Origin of the sequence: Kitasatospora sp. NBC_01300 (assembly GCF_041435235.1) — a bacterium.
Taxonomy (GTDB): Bacteria; Actinomycetota; Actinomycetes; order Streptomycetales; family Streptomycetaceae; genus Kitasatospora.
In genome coordinates this window covers 6,769,550-6,790,278 of record NZ_CP108408.1, presented here as the reverse complement: position 1 = coordinate 6,790,278, position 20,729 = coordinate 6,769,550, and the positions used below count along the sequence as shown (strand labels likewise).

Genomic DNA, 20,729 nt, shown 5'->3' with positions numbered 1-20,729 from the left:
GGCGTGTCCCGTGTCGCCGTCCCGGCGTGTCGCCGTCGACCGGCCGGTCAGTCTATCCAGCCGCCACCCGCCCGGCGGCCACCCGTACGGAGGGGGCGGGGCACGGCCCGAGGTAAGGCCCACCTAGGCTGTAGCCCAAGCAAAACGGGCGAACCGGACCCCCTCCAGGGGCCACGAGGACGGAAAGCAGGGCCCCCCGATGGGCGACGGAATGTCAGGCATGCACCACCACGGCGGGATGACCCAGCTAGGCCCGTTCACCTTGTCCAACGTCTGGACCTGGTCCCCCGACTGGGTGTTCCTGCTGGGCGGCCTGGTCGCCCTGGCGCTGTACACGGCGGGCGTGGTCCGGCTCCACCGGCGCGGCGACCGCTGGCCGATCGGCCGGATGGTCGGCTGGGCGGCCGGTGTCGGCAGCCTGGTCCTGGTCACCTGCACCGGGCTGAACGACTACGGCATGGTGCTGTTCAGCGCGCACATGATCCAGCACATGGTGCTGTCCATGCTGACGCCGATCCTGCTGCTGCTGGGCGCCCCGATCACGCTGGCGCTGCGCGCGCTGCGGCCGGCCGGCAAGGGCCGCCCGCGCGGGCCGCGCGAGCTGCTGGTGGCGCTGCTGCACAGCCGGTACGTCCGGGTGATCTCGCACCCGGCCTTCACCATCCCGATGTTCATCGCGAGCCTGTACGGGGTCTACTTCACCCCGTTGTTCGACTTCCTGATGCAGTACCGCGCCGGGCACATCTTCATGATGGTGCACTTCCTCCTCACCGGTCTGGCCTTCTTCTGGCCGATCATGGGCGTGGACCCGGGCCCGCACCGCCCCGGCCATGTGATGCGGATCATCGAGCTGTTCATGGGCATGCCGTTCCACGCCTTCTTCGGCGTGGCCGTGATGATGGCCAGCCACCCGCTGGTCACCACCTTCACCGTGGAGGGCGCGCCACCGGGCACCAATCTCCTGGAGGACCAGAAGCTGGCCGGCGGCATCACCTGGGCGTTCGGCGAGATCCCGACCGCGATCGTGCTGATCGCGCTGGTGTACCAGTGGATGCGCTCCGAACAGCGGCAGGCCCGCCGCTCCGACCGCGCCGAGGAGCGCAGCGGCGACGCCGAGCTGGAGGCGTACAACGCCTATCTGGCCTCGCTGCACAAGCGCGGCCCGCGCCCGGCGGCCCCCGCCTCCCCGGCCTCCCCCGCCGCCGCTGTCACCCCCGTCACCCCCGCGGCCGACGCCGGCTGAGCCCGCCGCCGCCTGCACCACGGAACCCCCGTCCCCTGGAAACCGCCCAGTGGAACGGGGGTTCCGCCGTATACGTTCGGACGGTATGCACGCTCTGCTGATCGTCGCCGTCCTGCTCGGCGGGTACGTCCTGCTCTGGCTGCTCGGCTTCCTCGGCTGCGCGCTGCGGCAGGGGCGCCGCCCGGCCCCCGTCGGGGCGGACTACCTGGTGGTCCTCGGCGCCGCCCTGGACGGCTGCGAGCCCGCCCCGCCGCTGGCGGCCCGGCTGGACGCCGCGCTGGAACGTTTCGCCGCCGAGGAGGCCGCCGGGCACGCGCCGCTGCTCCTGGTCACCGGTGGGAAGGGTCCGCACGAGGAGTGCACCGAGGCCGCCGCGATGGCCCGCTACCTGACCGCCCGGGGCGTCCCGGCCGACCGGATCCGGCGCGAGGAACGGGCCGTGAACACCGTCGAGAACCTGCGTTTCAGCGCGGCGCTGATGGCCGCCGAACGGCCCGGCTACCGGTGCACGGTCGTCACCAGTGGCTTCCACACCGCCCGCACCGCACTCGCCGCCCGCCGGGCCGGCGCCCCCGGCCGGGTGGTCGGCGCGGACGGACTGCTCGCCCACGGCCCGTACGCACTGCTGCGGGAGGCGGTCGGCACGGCACTCGCGTACCCGCGCGCCAACGCCGCCGCCCTCCTGCTCCTCGCGGGCACCGGGGCCCTTCTCGGCTAGGGCGTCTCCGGGCGATCGCGCCGGGCCCCCGAACGCGGGGAGGCTCCCGGGTCCGGTACCGGACCCGGGAGCCTCCCGGTGCTACGACTCCCCTGGGATCAGGCGAGGTTGGCGAGCGCCTCGTTGAAGGTCTTCGACGGGCGCATCACCGCCGCGGCCTTGGCCGGGTCCGGCTGGTAGTAGCCGCCGAGGTCGACCGGCGAGCCCTGCACGGCGTTCAGCTCGTCGACGATGGTCGTCTCCTGCTCGCCGAGCGCCTTGGCCAGGCCCTCGAACGCCTGGGCCAGCTCGGCGTCGGCGGTCTGCTGGGCCAGCTCCTGGGCCCAGTACAGGGCCAGGTAGAAGTGGCTGCCGCGGTTGTCGATGCCGCCGAGGCGGCGGCTCGGCGACTTGTCCTCGTTGAGGAAGGTGCCGGTGGCGCGGTCCAGGGTGTCGGCCAGCACCTGGGCGCGGGCGTTGTCGGTGCTGGTGGCCAGGTGCTCGAAGCTGGCGGCCAGGGCGAAGAACTCGCCGAGGCTGTCCCAGCGCAGGTAGTTCTCCTTGACCAGCTGCTGGACGTGCTTCGGGGCGGAGCCGCCGGCGCCGGTCTCGAACAGGCCGCCGCCCGCCATCAGCGGGACGACCGACAGCATCTTGGCGCTGGTGCCCAGCTCCAGGATCGGGAACAGGTCGGTCAGGTAGTCGCGCAGCACGTTGCCGGTCACCGAGATGGTGTTCTCGCCGCGGCGGATGCGCTCCAGCGAGAACGTGGTGGCCTCGACCGGGGACTTGATCTCGATCTGCAGGCCGGTGGTGTCGTGCTCCGGCAGGTACTTCTTGACCTTCTCGATCAGGACGGCGTCGTGGGCGCGGTTCTCGTCCAGCCAGAACACCGCCGGGTCGCCGGTGGCGCGGGCGCGGGTGACGGCCAGCTTGACCCAGTCCTGGATCGGCAGGTCCTTGGTCTGGCAGGCGCGGAAGATGTCGCCCGGCTGGACGGCCTGCTCCAGCACCACGTTGCCCTCGGCGTCGACGAGGCGGACGGTGCCGGCCGCGGCGATCTCGAAGGTCTTGTCGTGGCTGCCGTACTCCTCGGCCTTCTGGGCCATCAGACCGACGTTCGGCACGGAGCCGATGGTGGCCGGGTCCAGGGCGCCGTGGGCGCGGCAGTCGTCGATGACGGCCTGGTACACGCCGGAGTAGCTGCTGTCGGGCAGCACGGCGAGGGTGTCGGCCTCCTGGCCGTCCGGGCCCCACATGTGGCCGGAGGTGCGGATCATGGCCGGCATCGAGGCGTCGACGATGACGTCGCTCGGGACGTGCAGGTTGGTGATGCCCTTGTCCGAGTCGACCATCGCCAGGGCCGGGCCCTCGGCGAGCTCGGCCTCGAACGAGGCCTTGATCTCCGCGCCCAGGTGCGGCACGCCGTCCAGGCCGTTGAGGATGCCGCCGAGGCCGTTGTTCGGGTCCAGACCGGCGGCGGCCAGCACCTCGCCGTACTTGGCGAAGGTCTTCGGGAAGAAGGCGCGGACGACGTGGCCGAAGATGATCGGGTCGGAGACCTTCATCATGGTGGCCTTGAGGTGGACCGAGAACAGCACGCCCTCGGCCTTGGCGCGCTCGACCTGGGCGGTCAGGAACTCGCGCAGGGCGGCGACGCGCATCACCGAGGCGTCGACGACCTCGCCGGCCAGCACCGGGACGCGCTCGCGCAGCACGGTGGCGCTGCCGTCCTCGGCGACCAGCTCGATGCGCAGCGCACCGTCGGCGGCGATCACGGCGGACTTCTCGGTGGAGCGGAAGTCGTTCTGGCCCATGGTGGCGACGTTGGTCTCGGAGTCGGCCGACCAGGCGCCCATGCGGTGCGGGTGGGTCTTGGCGTAGTTCTTCACCGAGCCCGGGGCGCGGCGGTCCGAGTTGCCCTCGCGCAGGACGGGGTTGACGGCGCTGCCCTTGACCTTGTCGTAACGGGCGCGGACGTCCTTGTCCTCGTCGGTCTGCGGGTCGTCCGGGTAGTCCGGGAGCGCGTAGCCCTGGGCCTGCAGCTCGGCGACGGCCGCCTTCAGCTGCGGGATGGACGCCGAGATGTTCGGCAGCTTGATGATGTTGGCGCCCGGGGTCTTGGCGAGGTCGCCCAGCTCGGCGAGGGCGTCCTCGATCCGCTGGCCCTCGGCGAGACGCTCCGGGAAGCTCGCGATGATCCGCCCGGCCAGGGAGATGTCGCGGGTCTCCACGCGCACACCCGCCGTCGAGGCGTATGCCTGGACAACCGGCAGGAACGAGTAGGTCGCCAGGGCCGGAGCCTCGTCGGTGTGCGTATAGATGATGGTCGAGTCAGTCATCGGTACTCCGCTTCACGTCTCCAACGTCTTGACGTCAAGATATCTCGTCACGGCCCCCTAGCTCCACCTCGCCCCCGCCCCGGAGCGCGCGCCGGGCGCCCCGGGGGCGCGCCGACGGTCAGCTCCACCGTGGTCCCGGGGCGGGTGCGGGGCAAGCGGAGAACGCTCAGACCTCGGTGAACCGGGCCGCCAGCTCCGTCTCGTCGGCGAGGAACCAGAGCTGCCGGCCGCGGTTGCTCTCCCGGACGAAGTCGCGCAGCGGGTCGCTCGCCGCGACGTGGTCGGCGATGTCGCCGAGGACCACGAGGCCGACGCGGTAGTTGACGAATTTCTGCACGATGCCGCCGGCGACCCGGGTGCGCAGCGTGAAGAAGTCCGGGTGCAGCCGGGCGACGGGGACGACCACCCAGGAGGCGCCGCGGCCGAACGCGTCGCCGATCACGTCCATGGCGTCCTGCTCCTCACGGATCGGCGCGCCCTCCGCGGGCAGCCGCAGGACCGTCGTGCCGTACTGCTCGGACATTGCCGTTCTCCCTGGTCGATGTGGATCCTCTATGGGTCCGCCGTGGATCCGATGCGGATCCCGATGCGGATTCGGTGTGACCGACGCCATCCGACGCGGCCGGCGTCAGTGCATGGACGAGGTCATCGTGTGGACGATGCCGAGCAGCGCGGCGGTGTCGGCCGGATCGCCGAGGACGACGAGCCGCAGGGTCTCCCGCTCCTCGTCGTGGACGCTCTCGACGTGCAGCGGCCGGCCGCCCTCGCGCGGGCCGGCGATCGCGGCCATGACGGCGGTGGACAGCCGGTCGGCGGCGGCCCGGTCGACGTTCTCGATCCGGACGACGGCGGACACCTCGGCCCGCCGCGCGCCGGCGCCGGCAGCGGGCGCGGGCGGGGCGGCCGGGGCGCCGGTGAAGGCCTCCAGGTCCGCACGGGCGATCCGGTACTGCTTGCCGATCCTGGCCGCGGCGAGCCGGCCGTCGCGGATGTAGCCGCGGACGGTGCGCACGTGCAGGCCGAGCAGTTCGGCCACCTGTTCCACCGAGTAGTACTGCGCCACCTGCGACCATCCTCTCGAACGTCCCCATCCGCAGGAAACATACCATCCGATAGGGATGTTTACGTAATGATAGGGAGTGGTTTAGTCCACTCGGGTGAACCGACCGTCAGGGGTGCGTCAACGCACCCACCCATTCGGTCAACGCCGCGTCAGGACCGGCGACGCCCGGCGGAACCCGGCCTAGCGTCGAAGCAGCAGTTCCGGCAGGCACCACCACCCCACCCGGGAGCACTCGCATGGCCCGCCTCGTCTGGCACGTTCCGGTCACCGTCTCCGGTACCGGCACCACCACCGCCCTCCGCCTCTTCCGCCTGCGCGACGGCCGCCGCTGCGCCGTCGGCTTCTCCAGCCCCGAGTCGCTCGCCGCCCTCTTCGGGCCGGGCCAGGCCTTCACCGAACTCGGTGAACCCGCCCTGCGCGCGCTCACCGCCCCGCTGGGCATCGACACCCTCGTCCTCGACCCGCGCCTGGTCGCCCCGCCCGTCACCGCCCCCGCCGCCCCGCTAGCCCCCACCCCGACCGCACAGCTCCAGCACCGGTGACCGCCCTCCAGCTGGTCCCCGAGGACCCGGACCCCGAACCGGAACCACCTGAGCCGGCCCGGGCACTGCACGCCCTCGCCCGGGTCAGCTACGGGCCGGTCCCGCTCGACTTCGACCGGCTGGCGGCCGAGCACCCGGCCGTCCAGGGCGGGCTCTCCCTCGCCGGCGACGCCGACCTGGAGCTCCGCCTCGCCTGCACCGGCCCCGAGGAACTGCGGGCGGTCGCCACCGCCCTCCACCGCGCCGGGGCCGCCAAGGTCCGGATCGACCTGGTGCTGCGCGCCCTCACCCCCCGACCCGTCACCCTCCGCCCGGTCCCCTGAGCCCTGTCCTGTCCGCCTCCCCGCGCCCCGGTCGGGCGGCACCAGGGCCCCGCCCCGGTGCCGCCCGACCGTGATCCTTTCCTCGTCCCGCGCCCGCGACGTACCGTCAAGCCCAGAGGCGACGCACCCGGCTTGAGGAGCAGGCACGATGGACCGATTGACGTACGACGAGGTCAAGGCCGCCGGCGAGCGGATCGCCGGGAGGGTACGGCCGGTCGCCGTCGCCCCCGGGGACGACCGCGGGCGGACCTGGCTGGCCCTGGAGTTCCTTCAGCACACCGGCAGCTTCAAGGCGCGCGGCGCGCAGAACTTCCTGCTCGCGCACGCCGAGGCGGGCACCCTGCCGGAGGCCGGGGTCACCATCGCCTCGGGCGGCAACGCCGGCCTGGCCTGCGCCTGGGCCGCGCGCGAGCTCGGCGTGCGCGCCACGGTGTTCCTGCCCGAGACGGCCTCCCCGGTGAAGCTGGCGCGGCTGCGCTCGTACGGCGCCGACGTGCGGCTGGTCGGCCGGGAGTACGCGGAGGCACTGGCGGCCTGCGAGGAGTTCGCGGCGGGCAGCGGGGCGCTGGCCTCGCACGCCTACGACCACCCGCTGATCGCCGCCGGCGCGGGCACCGTGCTGGAGGAGATCCGCGCCCGGGTCCCCGGGCTGGACACGGTGGTGGTGTCGGTCGGCGGCGGCGGGCTGTTCGCCGGGGTGGCCGTCGCGGCCCGCGAGCACGGCGTCCGGGTGGTCGCGGTGGAGCCGGAGGGCAGCCGGGCCCTGCACGCCGCCCTCGCCGCCGGCCGCCCCGTCGACGTCCCGGTGTCCTCCGTGGCCCAGGACGCCCTCGGCGCCCGCCGCGCCACCGCCCTGGCCGTCCATGCCGCCGGCCACGAGGGCGTCCGGTCCGTGCTGGTCGACGACGAGGCCATCGTGCGCGCCCGCCGCCGGCTCTGGGAGGACCACCGCATCGCCGTCGAGTACGCGGCCTCCACCGCCCTGGCGGCCCTCGACCACGCGGAGGGCGAGCGGGTCGCCGTCCTCCTGTGCGGCGCCAACACCGACCCGTCCGACCTCGCCGCCCCCTGACCGACGGCCGCCGGGCGGCGGCTCCGGCCGGATCCGCCGTCAAGCACAAAGACCTGCCCGCCGGTTGGGAAACCGGCGGGCAGGTCCCGTGGTGGGCCGGGCGCTACAGGCTCAGCACCGCCCGCAGGGCCCCGGCGACCTCCGCCTCCGGATCGTCCGCCGCACCCGTCGAGCGCCAGGCCACGAAGCCGTCCGGCCGGACCAGCACGGCACCGGCCGGGCCGATCCCGTGCAGCTCCGCGAAGTCCGCGCCCGGCTCCGGCGCCAGGTCGTCCTCGGCGCCGCCGCCGATCCGGTAGGCGTCCAGCGGGACGGCCAGCCGGTCGGCCGCCCGCCGCGCCCCGGCCTGCCAGGCCGCGCCCTCGGGACCGGTGAGCAGCACCATCGCCTGCTCATACAGGTCCAGCGTGGACAGCCGCACGCCCGCCCGCAGCAGCCACTGGTGCGGGGCCCGGCTGCCCGGTTCCCCGGCCGACTCGAACTTCTCGGGGACGACCGCGCCCGCCGGGTCCGTCCCGACCACCGCGCCCACCGGGTAGCGGTAGCCGAGCGCCACCCCGAGCACCCCGGTCTGCCGTCCGGCACCCGGCACCACCGCGTACCCGGGGTGGCTGTGCTCGGCCGAGCGGGCCGAGGCGCGCTCACTGGTCACCTGCGCGACCGGGCGGCGCTCCTGCCCGTACGTCTCCAGCAGCTCCGGCCCGGCCCACCCGCAGAGCACCGCGGCGAGCTTCCAGGCCAGGTTGTGCGCGTCCTGGATGCCGGTGTTGGAGCCGAACGCGCCGGTCGGCGACATCTCGTGCGCGGAGTCCCCGGCGAGGAAGACCCGCCCGGCGCCGTACCGCTCGGCCACCCGCTCGGCGGCGTGCCAGGGCGCCCGGCCGGTCACCTCCACGTCGAGCTCCGGCAGGCCGACGGCGGTGCGGATGTGCCGCTCGCAGCGCTCGTCGGTGAACGCCTCCAGCGGCTCGCCGTGCTCCGGGTGCCAGGGCGCGTGGAAGACCCACTCCTCCTGGTTGTCCACCGGCAGCAGCGCACCGTCCGCCTCCGGGTTGGTCAGGTAGCAGGCGATGAAGTGCCGGTCCCCGACCACGTCGGCCAGCCGCTTGGCGCGGAAGGTGATGCTGACGTTGTGGAACAGCTCGCCCTGGCCGCTCTGGCCGATGCCCAGGCGCTCGCGGGCCGGGCTGCGCGGGCCGTCCGCGGCGATCAGGTAGTCCGAGCGCACCCGGCGCTCCTCGCCGGTCTCCCGGCTGCGCAGCACCGAGGTGACGCCCTCGGCGTCCTGCTCGAAGGAGACCAGCTCGGTGTTGAAGCGGACGTCGCCGCCGAGGTCGCGGGTCGCGCGCAGCAGCACCGGCTCCAGGTCGTTCTGGCTGCACAGGCACCATGAGCTGGGGCTGAACCGGGCGAGCCGCCCGCCGGGGTCGATCTCCCGGAACAGCCACTCCTGCTCGGTGCCGGTCAGCGAGGGCGCCTGGAGGATGCCGTGGTTCGGGGCGAGGACCGACGCCGCCTCGCGGATCGCCGGCTCGATCCCTGCCACCCGGTACAGCTCCATCGTGCGGACGTTGTTGCCTCGGCCACGCGGGTGATGCGAGGTGTCGGCGTGCTTCTCGACCAGGAGGTGCCTGACACCCAGTCGGCCGAGGAAGAGCGAGGCCGACAGCCCGACCAGCGACCCTCCCACGATCAGGACCGGCACCCGGTCGTCAACCTTCGGATTCATCAATTGCTCCACCCTGTCAGGGGATTCAGCGGACCGGCGGCTGGGATCGGGGCCGCCGTCGAGGGGGCCGCACGGCCGGGGGCCCCGCTCTTCCATCCCCCGCCCGAGGGTGCTTGTGCCGCCTCTTCGCCCGGATGGCCCGCAAATATCGCGGCACCCCGGTACGCCGCTCACGATCGACTTCAGGCCTGGCGCCGACCGACCGGGCCGATCGCCGTCGCACCGCCCTCCCAAGCCGGGAGCACCCCCCGGACGCGGCCCACCGCGGCCCGCAACGTGCGGCCCAGAGCAGAAAGTGGATCATGACAACTCTGTCCGAACCGCAGCGGAAGCAGCAGGCCGACTCCGACACCCGGCTCCGGGTGGTGCTGATGCTGGAGATCCAGGACGGCGCCCAGCAGCGCTTCCTCGACGTCTACGAGCAGCTGCGCCACCAGGTGGCCTCGGTGCCCGGCCATGTCAGCGACCAGCTGTGCCAGTCGATCAACGACCCCCGCCAGTGGCTGATCACCAGCGAGTGGGAGGACCAGGACACCTTCCTGGAGTGGGTGGACAGCCCCGCCCACCGCGAGATGGTCAAGCCGATGCACGGCTGCGTCAGCGACAACTTCCGCTCGCTGCGCTACGGCATCCTGCGCGAGACCTCGGCGGCCGGCTCCACCGGCACCCGGGCCCCGCTGGAGGTCCCGCCCGGCCTGCCGCGCACCGAGCCCGCCGGGCACGTCGGCCCGCCGAAGGCCGAGCCCGGCCCGGACGGCGTGGTCCGGCACGCGCTCACCTTCACGGTCAAGCCCGGCAGCGAGCACGAGGTGGCCCGGATCCTGTCCGGCTACGCCTCGCCCCGGGCCGAGGTGGACGAGCACACCCGGCTGCACCGCACCTCGCTGTTCATGCACGGCAACCGGGTGGTCCGGGCCGTCGAGGTGGTCGGCAACCTCGGCGACGCGCTGCGCCACGTGGCGATGCAGCCGGAGGTGCGGGCCGTCGAGGAGGCGATCAACCCGTACCTGGAGGAGGCCCGCCAGCTGGGCGACCCGCAGGCCGCGCGCGCCTTCTTCGCCCGGGCCGCGCTGCCGGCGAAGCACCAGGCGATCGCCAGCTCCCCGACCTCCGCCCGGCTGCACCGGCACGCCGTGCTGTACCCCGTCCGCCCGGGCGAGGGCCAGGCCGTCGCCGAGCTGCTCGCCGACTACGACAACCTCGCCACCGCCGACCCGACCGGCCCGGTCGCGGCCAGCACCGTGTTCCACCGGGCGGACGTGGTGGTGCGCCTGGTCGACCTGCGGGTGCCGGCCGAGGCCGACCCGGCGGCCGCCCTCGGCGTGGCGGGCGACCAGGAGGCCGCCGCGCTCGGCCGACTGCTCGACCTCGGCCCGCAGGGCGACCTGCGCACCTCCATCGGACTCGCCGCCGCCCTCGCGGCCCGCGCCATGAACCCGGTCACCGACCGCAGCTCGCAGGACAACTGAAGAACCAGCCGCATCTCTCGGAGGAAGACACCATGACCACGCAGTACCCACGGATCGTGCACGTCGACGAGGCACCGGAGAACCGTCGGCGCGGCGGCGACCTGCGCGCCATGCTCACCCCGACCACCTGCGGGGCGACCAGCGGGTTCATGGGGCTGGCGATCGTCCAGCCCGGCGAGCGGATCGGCGAGCACTACCACCCGTACTCCGAGGAGTTCGTGTTCGTGGTCAGCGGCGACCTGGAGGTGGACCTGGACGGCGAGAGCCGTCCGATCAGGCCCAACCAGGGCCTGATGATCCCGATCAACATGCGCCACCGCTTCCGCAACGTCGGCGACACCGAGGCCCGGATGGTGTTCCACCTCGGCCCGCTCGCCCCCCGCCCCGAACTCGGCCACGTGGACACCGAGGAGACCGCCGCCGCCGGGCCGCCGGAACACGCCAAGGTGGCCTCGTGACCCGGCGCGTCGCCGTCACCGGGATCGGCGTCGTCGCGCCCGGCGGGGTCGGGGTCCCGGCGTTCTGGGAACTCCTCACCGCCGGCCGCACCGCCACCCGGGGCATCACGCTCTTCGACCCCACCGGGTTCCGCTCCCGGATCGCCGCCGAGGTCGACTTCGACCCGGCGGCCCACGGGCTGGGCCCGGCGGACGTCCAGCGGGCCGACCGCTACGTGCAGTTCGCGATGGTCGCGGCGGACGAGGCGATCGCCGACGCGGGCCTGGACCTGGCCGCCGAGGACCCGTGGCGGGTCGCCGTCTCGCTCGGCACCGCCGTCGGCGGCACCACCCGGCTGGAGCACGACTACGCCCTGGTGAGCGCCGGCGGCGCCCGCTGGGACGTCGACCACCAGCGGGCCGAGCCGCAGCTGCACCGGGCCTTCGCGCCCAGCACGCTGGCCTCCACGGTCGCCGAGCGCACCGGCGCGCACGGCCCGGTGCAGACCGTCTCCACCGGCTGCACCTCCGGCCTCGACGCGATCGGCTACGGCTTCCAGGCCGTCGAGGAGGGGCGCGCCGACATCTGCATCGCCGGCGCCTCCGACTCGCCGATCTCGCCGATCACCGTCGCCTGCTTCGACGCCATCAAGGCCACCAGCGAGCGCAACGACGACCCGGAGCACGCCTCCCGGCCCTTCGACGCCCACCGGGACGGCTTCGTCCTCGGCGAGGGCGGCGCCGTCCTGGTGTTGGAGGAACTGGAGCACGCCCGCCGCCGCGGCGCCCGGATCTACGGCGAGATCGGCGGCTTCGCCACCTTCGGCAACGCCTACCACATGACCGGCCTCACCCAGGAGGGGCTGGAGATGTCCCGGGCGATCGACGACGCGCTCGCCCACGCCCGGGTGGACCGCACCGACGTCGGCTACGTCAACGCGCACGGTTCGGGCACCAAGCAGAACGACCGGCACGAGACCGCCGCCGTCAAGCGCTCGCTCGGCGCCCACGCCTACCGGACGCCGATGAGCTCCATCAAGTCGATGGTCGGACACTCGCTCGGCGCGATCGGCGCCATCGAGGTGGTCGCCTGCACCCTGGCGCTGGCCCACGGCGTGGTGCCGCCGACCGCCAACTACGAGACTCCGGACCCGGAGTGCGACCTCGACTACGTGCCGCGCACCGCGCGCGAGCTGCCGCTGAGCCACATCCTCTCGGTCGGCAGCGGATTCGGCGGATTCCAGTCCGCCGTCGTGCTCAACAGAACGGGGTGAGTGTCATGACGTCACGTCAGCAGGGCCGCCGGGCGGTGGTCACCGGCCTCGGCGTGGTGGCGCCGAACGGCGTTGGGGCCGACGCCTTCTGGAAGGCCACCAGGCAGGGCGTGAGCGTCCTCGACCGGATCACCCGCGAGGGCTGCGACGGGCTGCCGCTGCGCGTCGCCGGCCAGGTGCGGGACTTCGACCCGCGGGCCGCGATCGACAGCCGGTACCTGGTGCAGACCGACCGGTTCACGCACTACGCGATGGCCGCCGCCGACCTGGCGGTGGCGGACGCCGGATTCCACCCCGACCCCGAGCATCCCTTCGCGGTCGGGGTGGTGACCGCGGCCGGCTCCGGCGGCGGCGAGTTCGGCCAGCGCGAGCTCCAGCAGCTCTGGGGCAAGGGGCCGCAGTTCGTCGGCCCCTACCAGTCCATCGCCTGGTTCTACGCCGCCAGCACCGGCCAGATCTCGATCCGCGGCGGCTACAAGGGTCCGTGCGGGGTGGTCGCCAGCGACGAGGCCGGCGGCCTGGACGCGCTGGCGCACGCGGCCCGCACGATCGAGCGCGGCACCGACGCGGTGGTGGCGGGCGCCGCCGAGGCACCGCTGGCGCCGTACTCGATGGTCTGCCAGCTCGGCTACCCGGAGGTCAGCCTCGCCGGGCAGCCCGACCGGGCCTACCTGCCGTTCACCGCGCAGGCCTGCGGCTTCGCCCCCGCCGAGGGCGGCGCGATGCTGCTGCTGGAGGACGAGCAGGCGGCCCGGCGGCGCGGCGCCGCCGTCCGGGCCCACCTGGCCGGACACGGCTCCACCTTCACCGGGGCCTCCCGCTGGGAGGAGTCCCGCGAGGGGCTGGCCGCCGCGATCCGCATCGCCCTGGACGAGGCCAGGATCGCGCCCGAGGAGATCGACGTGGTCTTCGCGGACGCGCTCGGCGTTCCGGCCGCCGACCGGGCCGAGGCGCTCGCACTGGCCGACGCGCTCGGCCCGGCGGCCGAACGCGTCCCGGTCACCGCCCCCAAGTCCGGCACCGGACGGGCCTACTGCGGCGCGCCGATGCTGGACGTGGCGGCCGCCGTCCTGGCCATGGAGGACGGCGTGCTGCCGCCCACCCCGAACGTCACCGAGGTCAGTCACGACCTCGCCCTGGTGACCGGCCGCGCCCGTCCGGCCGAACTGCGCACCGCACTGGTGCTCAGCCGCGGGCTGATGGGTTCCAACTCCGCACTGGTGCTCCGGTGCGGAGACCGGCCCTGAATCCGCACCCGCAACCCCACCGAAGGGACATCCCGTGAGCAACACCCTCAGCTACCACGAGCTGGCCGCCCTGATCCAGGCCCGGGCCGGCGTCACCGTCGACCCGCTCCACCTGGAGCGCCCGGGCGCGCAGTTCGACGAGTTCGGCGTCGACTCGCTCGGCCTGCTCGGCGTCGTCGGCGAGCTGGAGAACCGGCACGGCCTCAAGGTCACCTCGGGCGCCGAGTCCGCCAAGACCCCGGCCGAGTTCCTGCAGCTCGTCAACACCTCCCTCCTCTCCCCGAAAGCTGGTGCCTGAGATGCCCGGACACACCGACAACGAGATCGTCATCGCCGCACCCCTCGACCTGGTCTGGGAGATCACCAACGACCTGGAGAACTGGCCGGACCTCTTCAGCGAGTACGCCTCGGTGGACGTGCTGGAGCGCGACGGCGACAGCGTCCGCTTCCGGCTCACCATGCACCCGGACGAGAACGGCCAGGTGTGGAGCTGGGTCTCCGAGCGCACCACCGACAAGTCCTCGCTCGCGGTGCGCGCCCGCCGGGTCGAGCCCGGCCCGTTCGAGTTCATGGACATCCGCTGGGAGTACTCGGAGGTCCCGGCCGGGACGAGGATGCGCTGGATCCAGGACTTCGCGATGAAGCCCACCGCCCCGGTCGACGACCACGGCATGGTCAACCACATCAACCGCAACTCCCGGATCCAGCTGGAGCTGATCCGCGAGAAGGTCGAGAAGCGGGCGGCGGAGCGGTGACCGGAATGCACCGCGCCCTGATCGTCGCCCGGATGAAGCCCGAGGCCGCGCCGGACATCGCCGAGGTGTTCGCCTCGTCCGACCAGGGCGAACTGCCGCACCTGATCGGCGTCACCGGCCGCAGCCTGTTCCAGTTCGGCGACGTCTACCTGCACCTCATCGAGGCCGACCGCCCGCCGGGCCCGGCCGTCGCCAAGGTCATCGGCCACCCGGAGTTCCGGTCCGTCAGTGACCGGTTGACCGCCTTCGTCCAGGCCTACGACCCGGCCACCTGGCGCGAGCCGAAGGACGCCATGGCGCACGAGTTCTACCGCTGGGACCGCTGACCCCGTCCCGCCCGTCCCGCTCGTCCTGGGCCCGCCCCCGGCCATCCGCCGGGGGCGGGCCCACGTGCGCGTCCGGATCGACCGGACGTGGCGTCAGTGCCGTCCGAGCCGGCCCGACGCGGCGTCAGCGCCTCCCACGCCCGCCCGACGGCACGTCAGCACCATCCGAGCCCGCCCGACGCGGCGTCAGCGCCATCCAGGGCCTGCCCGACATCGCGTCAGCGCCATCCCGGGCCTGCCCGACATCGCGTCAGCGCCGTCCGGGCTTGCCCGACATGGCGTCAGCGCCTTCCGGGGGCGGGCTCGACGCGGCGTCAGCGCCTTCGGGGCGGGCCCGACACGCCGTCAGCACAGGACCGAATCGGCCCGGACCGCCGCGAATCCTTTTCACCCGTCTCGCTGGGGCACCCGGGTGAACCGGGCCGGGACTCCACTCGAATCGAGCACAGTCCGTACCCAAGTCGCCACTCTCCGGTGGCGGCGGACGTCGCGGTGGTTGACGGTGAATCAGACGCAGTTCCCACGAATTCCCTTGTCCGGCGCCGTGCCGGCGATCGCGGGCCTGTGTATCGGAAGGATCAACCTCATGCGTTCTGCACGCACTCTGCTGGCCGGGGCGGCCGTCGCCGCCGTTCTCACCGTCGGCACCCCCATGGCCTTCGCCGACGGCTCCGCCGACCAGGCGAAGAGCTCCACCTCGCAGGACCAGTCCGACCGTGGCGACGAGCACGGTCGCGGCGACGACCGTGGCGACGAGCACGGCCGTGGCGAAGGCCGTGGCGACGAGCACGGTCGCGGCGACGACCGTGGCGACGAGCACGGCCGTGGCGAAGGCCGTGGCGACGAGCACGGCCGTGGCGAAGGCCGTGGCGACGAGCACGGCCGTGGCGAAGGCCGTGGCGACGAGCACGGTCGCGGCGGCGACAAGGGCGGCGAGGGCCGCGGCGGCGACAAGGGCGGCGAGGGCCGGGGCGGCGAGCACGGCCGCGGTGGCGAGCACGGCCGCAAGGGCCCGCACGGCGGCGTGCACGCCGGCGGTGGCGGCCTGGCCGTGGCCGAGACCGGCACCACGCTGTCCGGTGGCGGCCTCGCCTCCGGTGCCGTCCTGCTGATCGGCGGCCTCGGGGCCGGCGCGTACGCGCTGCGCCGCAACCGCCGCAACACCGGCGCCACCATCTGACGTCCGGCATCTGACGCCGCCCCCACGCGCCTCCCCACCAGGGCGGCGCGCACGGGGGCGGCGGGTCGTTTTGGACCTTCTGGATCTTTCGGACTTTTTCGGGCCGTCACCGGCCCGGCTGCGCATGGGAATGGAGAAAGAGGAGCGATGGGCGGTCCCGTCCCTGGAATGTCCCGACTGCTGCGCACCGGCATCGGTGCGGCGGCGGTCGGCCTGCTGCTGATGTACAACTCGGTCGACACCACGCCGAGAGCCAACTCGGCGTCCCGCATGATCCGTCCCCCGGCGATCGTCGCGCCGGCCACCCCCCGCCCGTCCGCACCGGCCACCACCCCCGCGGACGCCCCCTCGGAGACCCCCTCGGAGGCCCCTGCGGAGGCCGCCGAGGACCCGGCCCCCGCGCCACCGTCGCTGGGCCGTGCCAATCCGACCCGGCTGCGGATCCCGCAGATCGGCGTCGACGCCCCGTTCACCGAGCTGACGCTCGATCCGGAGGGCCAGCTCACCGCGCCGCCGCCGGACGACGACAACATGGTCGGCTGGTACCGGGACGGCGTCTCCCCGGGCGAGCTCGGCAGCTCGGTGGTCGCCGGGCACGTGGACACCACCACGGGCCCGGCGGTGTTCGTGATGCTGAGCCAGATGCAACCGGACCAGCAGATCGAGGTGGAGCGCGCCGACGGCGCGGTCGCGGTGTTCTCGGTGGACTCGGTGGAGGCCTTCCCCAAGAACGCCTTCCCGGACGACAAGGTGTACGGCCAGACGCCCGACGCCCAGCTGCGGCTGATCACCTGCGGCGGTTCGTACGACAAGGGCCAGAAGGACTACTCGGACAACGTGGTGGTCTTCGCACACCTGGACTCCTCGCACCCGGCCTGACCGGCAACGCGAACGACCGCCGCCCCCAGCTCCCGGGGGACGGCGGTCGTTCGCGTGGGGCCGGTGCTCAGCCGCGCACGGTGGCCTCGAAGGCGTGCAGGTAGGGGTTGACCGGGTGGACGTCCGCGACGTCCAGTCCGGCGTCCTCCATCAGCCGCACCATGCTCTCCTTGGAGTGCTTGGCGCCGCCGACGTTGAGCAGCAGCATCAGGTCCATCGCGGTGGTGAAGCGCATCGACGGGCTGTCGTCGACCAGGTTCTCCACCACCACGACGCGGGCGCCGGGCCGGGCCGCGGCGACCACGTTGGCGAGGGTGCGACGGGTGCTCTCGTCGTCCCACTCCAGGATGTTCTTGATGATGTAGAGGTCGGCGCGGACCGGGATCTCCACCCGGCAGTCACCGGGCACCAGCCGGGCGCGGGCCGAGAAGGCGCCGCCGTCCTGGAGCCGGGGTTCGGCGCCGGCGACCACCTTGGGCAGGTCGAGCAGGGTGCCGTGCAGCGCCGGGTGCTTCTCCAGCAGGCTGGCCAGCACGTGCCCCTGGCCGCCGCCGATGTCCGCCACCGAGTCGACGCCGGTGAGGTCCAGGTACTCGGCGAGGTCGTGGGCGGACTGCCGGCTGGAGGTGGTCATCGCCTTGTCGAAGACCTTCGCGGAGTCGCCCGCGTCGCTGTGCAGGTAGTCGAAGAACTCCTTGCCGAACAGCTCGGGGAAGACGTTGCGGCCGGAGCGGACCGCCTCGTCCAGCTTCGGCCAGGCCTCCCAGGTCCACGGCTCGGTGCACCAGAGGGAGATGTAGCGCAGCGAGTTGGGGGCGTCCTCGCGCAGCAGGCGGGACATCTCGGTGTGCTCGAAGCGGTCGTCGGAGGTCTCGGAGAAGATGCCGTAGCAGGTGAGCGCGCGCAACAGGCGGCGCAGCGGCAGCGGCTCGGTGTCGAGGGCGGCGGCGAGATCGGTGAGGCTGGTCGGGGCGTCGCCGAGCACGTCGGCGACGCCGAGCCGGGCGGCCGCGCGGACGGCGGCGGCACAGGCGGCGCCGAAGACGAGCTCGCGCAGGCGCATCGCGGCCTGGGGAGTCGGGGGCGGTGCGATCGTCATGGGAGGTCTTCCTTGTCGACGGGGGGCAGGGGTGCCGGGGGCGCGTGCCGGGGGTGGGTCGTACCGGATGCGGGTCGTACCGGGTGTGGGTGCCGCGGCTCAGCAGCGGCCGGACGGCTCGGACCGCGCGCAGCTGTTGCGGGCGAACGCGTTCTCGCCGGTGTCGCGGTCGGCGATGTCGGCCGGGCTGTTGCCGCTCAGGTGGTTGTCGGCGACGGTGTTGCGGGCGTTGGCGACGCCGACGACGCTCTTGAAGAGGACGATCCCGCCGGAGAAGTCCGAGCTGCCGACGTTGTCGTGGACCTCGTTGTCGGTGACCCGGGCGTCCTCGACGCCGGTGAGCACGATGCCCGCGCCCTGGATGGCGCCCAGCCGCGGGTTGGCCGGGCAGAACATGTTGTTGGCGACGACCTCGTTGCGGCGCACGTCGAGGTCCCCGGCCCGGGGCACGCCCTCGTCGCCGACCACGAAGACGCCGGCGCAGTTGCCGCGGAGCTCGTTGTCCTGGACGGCCAGCCCGCGCAGTCGGCGGACGGTGACGCCGACCCGGTTCTCGGTCAGCTCGTTGCCCTCCACGACGGTGCCCCCGGTGTCGGGCGCGCCGCCCTCGCGGTAGGCGTAGTTGGCGAGGAAGACACCGGACTGGCCGTTGCGGGTCGCGCGGTTGCCGACGATCCGGGCCCGGGTGGAGATCTCCTGGCTGATGCCCTGCTGGGCGTTGTCGTGGACGTAGGTGTCGCGCACGGTCAGGCCGGTGGTGCCGCTGGCGTCGATGCCGTTCTTGCGGAAGCCGGTGACGGCGAGGGTCTCGATGGTGACGTCCGGCAGCGGGACCGCCTCGGTGCCGTCCACGCAGAGGCCGTGTCCGGCGGTGGCGCAGGCGTTCTCGGTGCCGTCCCCGGGGGTGATCACGCTGTCCGCGCCGGCGCCGCGCAGGGTGAGGCCCGGGGTGGTGATGCGGACGCTGCCGGGGTAGGTGCCGGCGAGCAGTTGGACGGTGTCGCCGGGGAGGGCGGCGTCGACGGCCTGCTGAATCGATTCGCCAGGCAGGACGACGTGCAGGCCGTCGGCGGCGTGGGCCGCGGGCACGGCGGCCAGGCCGGCGAGGACGGTGGTCAGGGCGGTGGCGGCGGCGGTGGCCGCGGCGAAGTGGTGGACCCGTCGCGTGGGCATGAGTGGTGACCTGTTCTTTCCGGCGCGCTCGCCGGGGTGCGGCCGGAGCCTGCCGGGCGGCGCGCTAGGTACGCGGTGTCTGTTGTTGCACGGTGTGCAGGTTCGGTGACGGCCGGTGGGTGCGGCCGACTCGACGCTATGGGCCGCCGGGTGGGCCCGCCACCAGGGCTGGGCTGCGGGACTGACGGGGCGTCGGCCGGTGGTGGGACGGCCCGGCGTGGCGCGTACGGCGCGGCGCGCTCCGGGCCGAGCCGCACGGCACGCCCTCGGAGCGCCTCCGGCACCGCCGGCCGGGCCGCGTGCCACCGCCGACCTGCGGCGTGACATCCTCGGGGCCATGACCACCGCACCCGCAGCGCACCTCGGCACCCTCCGCAACCCGGTCGGCGCCCACGTCCCGGTGGCCGCCCGCGGGCTGGCCGGAACGGGGCTGGCGTACGCGCGCCGGGTCGGCGCCGAGACCGTACAGGTGTTCGTGGCCAACCCGCGCGGCTGGGCCACTCCGCCGGGCAACCCCGCGCAGGACGAGGAGTTCCGGGCGGCCTGCGCCGAGCAGGCGCTCCCCGCCTGGGTGCACGCCCCGTACCTGATCAACTTCGGCTCGGACAACCCGGCCACCCGCGAGCGCTCGGCCGACTCGCTGCGGCACTCGCTGCGCCGCGGCCACGCGATCGGCGCGCTGGGCGTCGTCCTGCACACCGGCTCGGCGGTCGGCACGGCGCCCGGCGGCGGCTCCCGGCGGGCCGAGGCGATGGCACAGGTCCGGGCCGACGTGCGGCCGCTGCTGGACGAACTGGACGCCCTCGGCGAGGACGCGCCCTGGCTGCTGCTGGAGCCGACGGCGGGCCAGGGCAGCTCGCTCTGCTCCCGGCTGGAGGAGCTCGCCGAGTACGTCGAGGCGCTGGACCGGCATCCGAAGGTCGGCGTCTGCCTGGACACCTGCCACGCCTTCGCCGCCGGGCACGACCTGGCCGTACCGGGCGGGGTGACGGCCGCGCTGGACGCCCTGGCGTCGGCGGCCGGGCCGGGCCGGCTGCGGCTGATCCACGCCAACGACTCCGAGGACGTCGTCGGCGCGCGCAAGGACCGGCACGCCAACATCGGCGCCGGGATGATCGGCGCGGAACCGTTCCGCGAGCTGTTCGAGCACCCGGAGACGGCCGGTGTCCCGCTGCTGGTGGAGACCCCGGACCGCAAGCACGGCGGGGACGGCACCGGGCACGCGATGGACATCGCCGTACTGAAGGAACTGCGCGAGCGGGCCGCCGCCCCCACCCTGCCGGCCTGACCTGCTCGGACCGCCGCGCGGACAGCGATGAGCCCGGGGGCCCACAGCGGCCCCCGGGCTCATCGGTCGGTCAGCAGTCGCCGAAGCAGTCGTCCTCGGTGTGCTCGTGGACGTTCAGCCAGTTGGCGTGCGGGCCGAACAGGCCGACACCGGCCGAACCCGACTCCAGGCTCCCCCCGGTCGACGAGTGCGACCCGTGCCAGGCCGCCATCGCCGGCGCCGGCGCCGCGAAGGCAGCGGCACCCGCCACGGCGGCGATCACGGCGAGCTTGCGGATCTTCCCACGAAGCGACATCTGATGTCCTCTGGTTCGATTCTGGTCCTCGATCCGCCTCCCGGAACGGCCGGTGCGGCCACCGGACGGGGCGGACGGCGCCCCACCGGGGAAGCGCCGGGCCAACGTTTGCACACGAACGCGCACGCGCCGCGGCGCGCCGCAAGCCGGCTGAGGCATTCGGGTGACGACATCCCTCCCCCGGGTGAACGCCCTCGGACACCCGGCCGCACACCGAACGACCGGGCCGGAGCACACAGGACGAGTGCCCGTCCGACCGGCACGGGACCGCAAGTCTTGCGGTGACATGCCAGGCC

22 protein-coding genes are annotated in these 20,729 nt (G+C 73.8%); 15 read left to right on the top strand and 7 right to left on the bottom strand.

Going from position 1 to position 20,729, the window contains the following annotated elements; all coding sequences use genetic code 11:
• Nucleotides 1-220: 220 nt before the first annotated feature.
• Nucleotides 221-1,243, top strand: coding sequence for a cytochrome c oxidase assembly protein (locus OG556_RS29685; protein ID WP_371521503.1), 1,023 nt, complete (start codon nucleotides 221-223; stop codon nucleotides 1,241-1,243).
• Nucleotides 1,244-1,328: 85 nt separating this feature from the next.
• Entirely contained in the window at nucleotides 1,329-1,961 is a 633-nt protein-coding gene (locus OG556_RS29680; RefSeq protein ID WP_371521501.1) for a YdcF family protein, read from the top strand.
• 98 nt (nucleotides 1,962-2,059) lie between these two features.
• On the opposite strand, the gene OG556_RS29675 is transcribed toward OG556_RS29680, so the two are convergent.
• From OG556_RS29675 to OG556_RS29665, 3 genes are all read right to left on the bottom strand, one after another.
• Nucleotides 2,060-4,282 carry an NADP-dependent isocitrate dehydrogenase gene (locus OG556_RS29675; protein ID WP_371521499.1) on the bottom strand — a complete coding sequence of 741 codons (2,223 nt, stop codon included), beginning with the start codon at nucleotides 4,280-4,282 and terminating at the stop codon, nucleotides 2,060-2,062.
• Nucleotides 4,283-4,448: 166 nt separating this feature from the next.
• Nucleotides 4,449-4,805 (bottom strand): DUF4180 domain-containing protein, encoded by a 357-nt coding sequence (locus OG556_RS29670; RefSeq protein WP_363586000.1) that lies wholly within the window; start codon nucleotides 4,803-4,805, stop codon nucleotides 4,449-4,451.
• Nucleotides 4,806-4,910: 105 nt separating this feature from the next.
• Entirely contained in the window at nucleotides 4,911-5,345 is a 435-nt protein-coding gene (locus OG556_RS29665) for a helix-turn-helix domain-containing protein (RefSeq protein ID WP_371521497.1), read from the bottom strand.
• A gap of 236 nt (nucleotides 5,346-5,581) precedes the next feature.
• Between OG556_RS29665 and OG556_RS29660 the strand changes: the two genes are divergently transcribed.
• The 3 genes from OG556_RS29660 (at nucleotide 5,582) to OG556_RS29650 (ending at nucleotide 7,282) form a co-directional block, all read left to right on the top strand.
• Nucleotides 5,582-5,887, top strand: coding sequence for an SAV_915 family protein (locus OG556_RS29660; protein ID WP_371521495.1), 306 nt, complete (start codon nucleotides 5,582-5,584; stop codon nucleotides 5,885-5,887).
• A complete protein-coding gene (locus OG556_RS29655) occupies nucleotides 5,884-6,210 on the top strand; it encodes a hypothetical protein (protein ID WP_371521493.1) in 327 nt (108 codons plus the stop codon). The genes OG556_RS29660 and OG556_RS29655 overlap by 4 nt, the downstream gene beginning before the upstream one ends.
• 148 nt (nucleotides 6,211-6,358) lie before the next feature.
• Nucleotides 6,359-7,282 carry a serine/threonine dehydratase gene (locus OG556_RS29650; RefSeq protein WP_371521491.1) on the top strand — a complete coding sequence of 308 codons (924 nt, stop codon included), beginning with the start codon at nucleotides 6,359-6,361 and terminating at the stop codon, nucleotides 7,280-7,282.
• 103 nt (nucleotides 7,283-7,385) lie between these two features.
• On the opposite strand, the gene OG556_RS29645 is transcribed toward OG556_RS29650, so the two are convergent.
• Nucleotides 7,386-9,011 carry an FAD-dependent oxidoreductase gene (locus OG556_RS29645; protein WP_371521490.1) on the bottom strand — a complete coding sequence of 542 codons (1,626 nt, stop codon included), beginning with the start codon at nucleotides 9,009-9,011 and terminating at the stop codon, nucleotides 7,386-7,388.
• Between the two features lie 302 nt (nucleotides 9,012-9,313).
• Here OG556_RS29645 and OG556_RS29640 point away from each other — a divergent pair, with 302 nt between their 5' ends.
• The 9 genes from OG556_RS29640 (at nucleotide 9,314) to OG556_RS29600 (ending at nucleotide 16,578) form a co-directional block, all read left to right on the top strand.
• Nucleotides 9,314-10,480 carry a SchA/CurD-like domain-containing protein gene (locus tag OG556_RS29640; protein ID WP_371521488.1) on the top strand — a complete coding sequence of 389 codons (1,167 nt, stop codon included), beginning with the start codon at nucleotides 9,314-9,316 and terminating at the stop codon, nucleotides 10,478-10,480.
• A gap of 32 nt (nucleotides 10,481-10,512) precedes the next feature.
• Nucleotides 10,513-10,938: a cupin domain-containing protein gene (locus OG556_RS29635; protein WP_371521486.1), complete on the top strand. Its 426-nt coding sequence runs from the start codon at nucleotides 10,513-10,515 to the stop codon at nucleotides 10,936-10,938.
• Nucleotides 10,935-12,191, top strand: a complete 1,257-nt coding sequence (locus OG556_RS29630; protein WP_371521484.1) for a beta-ketoacyl synthase — start codon at nucleotides 10,935-10,937, stop codon at nucleotides 12,189-12,191. The genes OG556_RS29635 and OG556_RS29630 overlap by 4 nt, the downstream gene beginning before the upstream one ends.
• A gap of 5 nt (nucleotides 12,192-12,196) precedes the next feature.
• Nucleotides 12,197-13,438 (top strand): beta-ketoacyl synthase N-terminal-like domain-containing protein, encoded by a 1,242-nt coding sequence (locus OG556_RS29625; RefSeq protein ID WP_371521482.1) that lies wholly within the window; start codon nucleotides 12,197-12,199, stop codon nucleotides 13,436-13,438.
• Nucleotides 13,439-13,472: 34 nt separating this feature from the next.
• Complete coding sequence (locus tag OG556_RS29620; protein ID WP_350879137.1) at nucleotides 13,473-13,736, top strand: acyl carrier protein; 264 nt, start codon at nucleotides 13,473-13,475, stop codon at nucleotides 13,734-13,736.
• 1 nt (nucleotide 13,737) lies between these two features.
• Nucleotides 13,738-14,193 carry an SRPBCC family protein gene (locus OG556_RS29615; protein WP_371521480.1) on the top strand — a complete coding sequence of 152 codons (456 nt, stop codon included), beginning with the start codon at nucleotides 13,738-13,740 and terminating at the stop codon, nucleotides 14,191-14,193.
• Between the two features lie 5 nt (nucleotides 14,194-14,198).
• Nucleotides 14,199-14,519, top strand: coding sequence for a TcmI family type II polyketide cyclase (locus tag OG556_RS29610; protein WP_371522979.1), 321 nt, complete (start codon nucleotides 14,199-14,201; stop codon nucleotides 14,517-14,519).
• 586 nt (nucleotides 14,520-15,105) lie between these two features.
• A complete protein-coding gene (locus OG556_RS29605) occupies nucleotides 15,106-15,699 on the top strand; it encodes a hypothetical protein (RefSeq protein ID WP_371521478.1) in 594 nt (197 codons plus the stop codon).
• 168 nt (nucleotides 15,700-15,867) lie between these two features.
• The gene (locus OG556_RS29600; RefSeq protein WP_371521476.1) at nucleotides 15,868-16,578 is read left to right on the top strand and encodes a class F sortase; all 711 of its coding nucleotides are present in this window, start codon (nucleotides 15,868-15,870) and stop codon (nucleotides 16,576-16,578) included.
• Between the two features lie 67 nt (nucleotides 16,579-16,645).
• On the opposite strand, the gene OG556_RS29595 is transcribed toward OG556_RS29600, so the two are convergent.
• Together OG556_RS29595 and OG556_RS29590 are read right to left on the bottom strand one after the other, a co-directional pair.
• The gene (locus tag OG556_RS29595; RefSeq protein WP_371521474.1) at nucleotides 16,646-17,677 is read right to left on the bottom strand and encodes a methyltransferase; all 1,032 of its coding nucleotides are present in this window, start codon (nucleotides 17,675-17,677) and stop codon (nucleotides 16,646-16,648) included.
• Nucleotides 17,678-17,776: 99 nt separating this feature from the next.
• On the bottom strand, nucleotides 17,777-18,850 hold the full coding sequence (locus tag OG556_RS29590; RefSeq protein WP_371521472.1) for a nitrous oxide reductase family maturation protein NosD: 1,074 nt from the start codon (nucleotides 18,848-18,850) through the stop codon (nucleotides 17,777-17,779).
• A 337-nt stretch (nucleotides 18,851-19,187) separates the two neighbouring features.
• On the opposite strand from OG556_RS29590, the gene OG556_RS29585 reads away from it, so the two are divergent.
• On the top strand, nucleotides 19,188-20,138 hold the full coding sequence (locus tag OG556_RS29585; RefSeq protein ID WP_371521470.1) for a deoxyribonuclease IV: 951 nt from the start codon (nucleotides 19,188-19,190) through the stop codon (nucleotides 20,136-20,138).
• Between the two features lie 70 nt (nucleotides 20,139-20,208).
• On the opposite strand, the gene OG556_RS29580 is transcribed toward OG556_RS29585, so the two are convergent.
• The gene (locus OG556_RS29580) at nucleotides 20,209-20,433 is read right to left on the bottom strand and encodes a hypothetical protein (protein WP_371521468.1); all 225 of its coding nucleotides are present in this window, start codon (nucleotides 20,431-20,433) and stop codon (nucleotides 20,209-20,211) included.
• Between the last annotated feature and the right edge of the window lie 296 nt (nucleotides 20,434-20,729).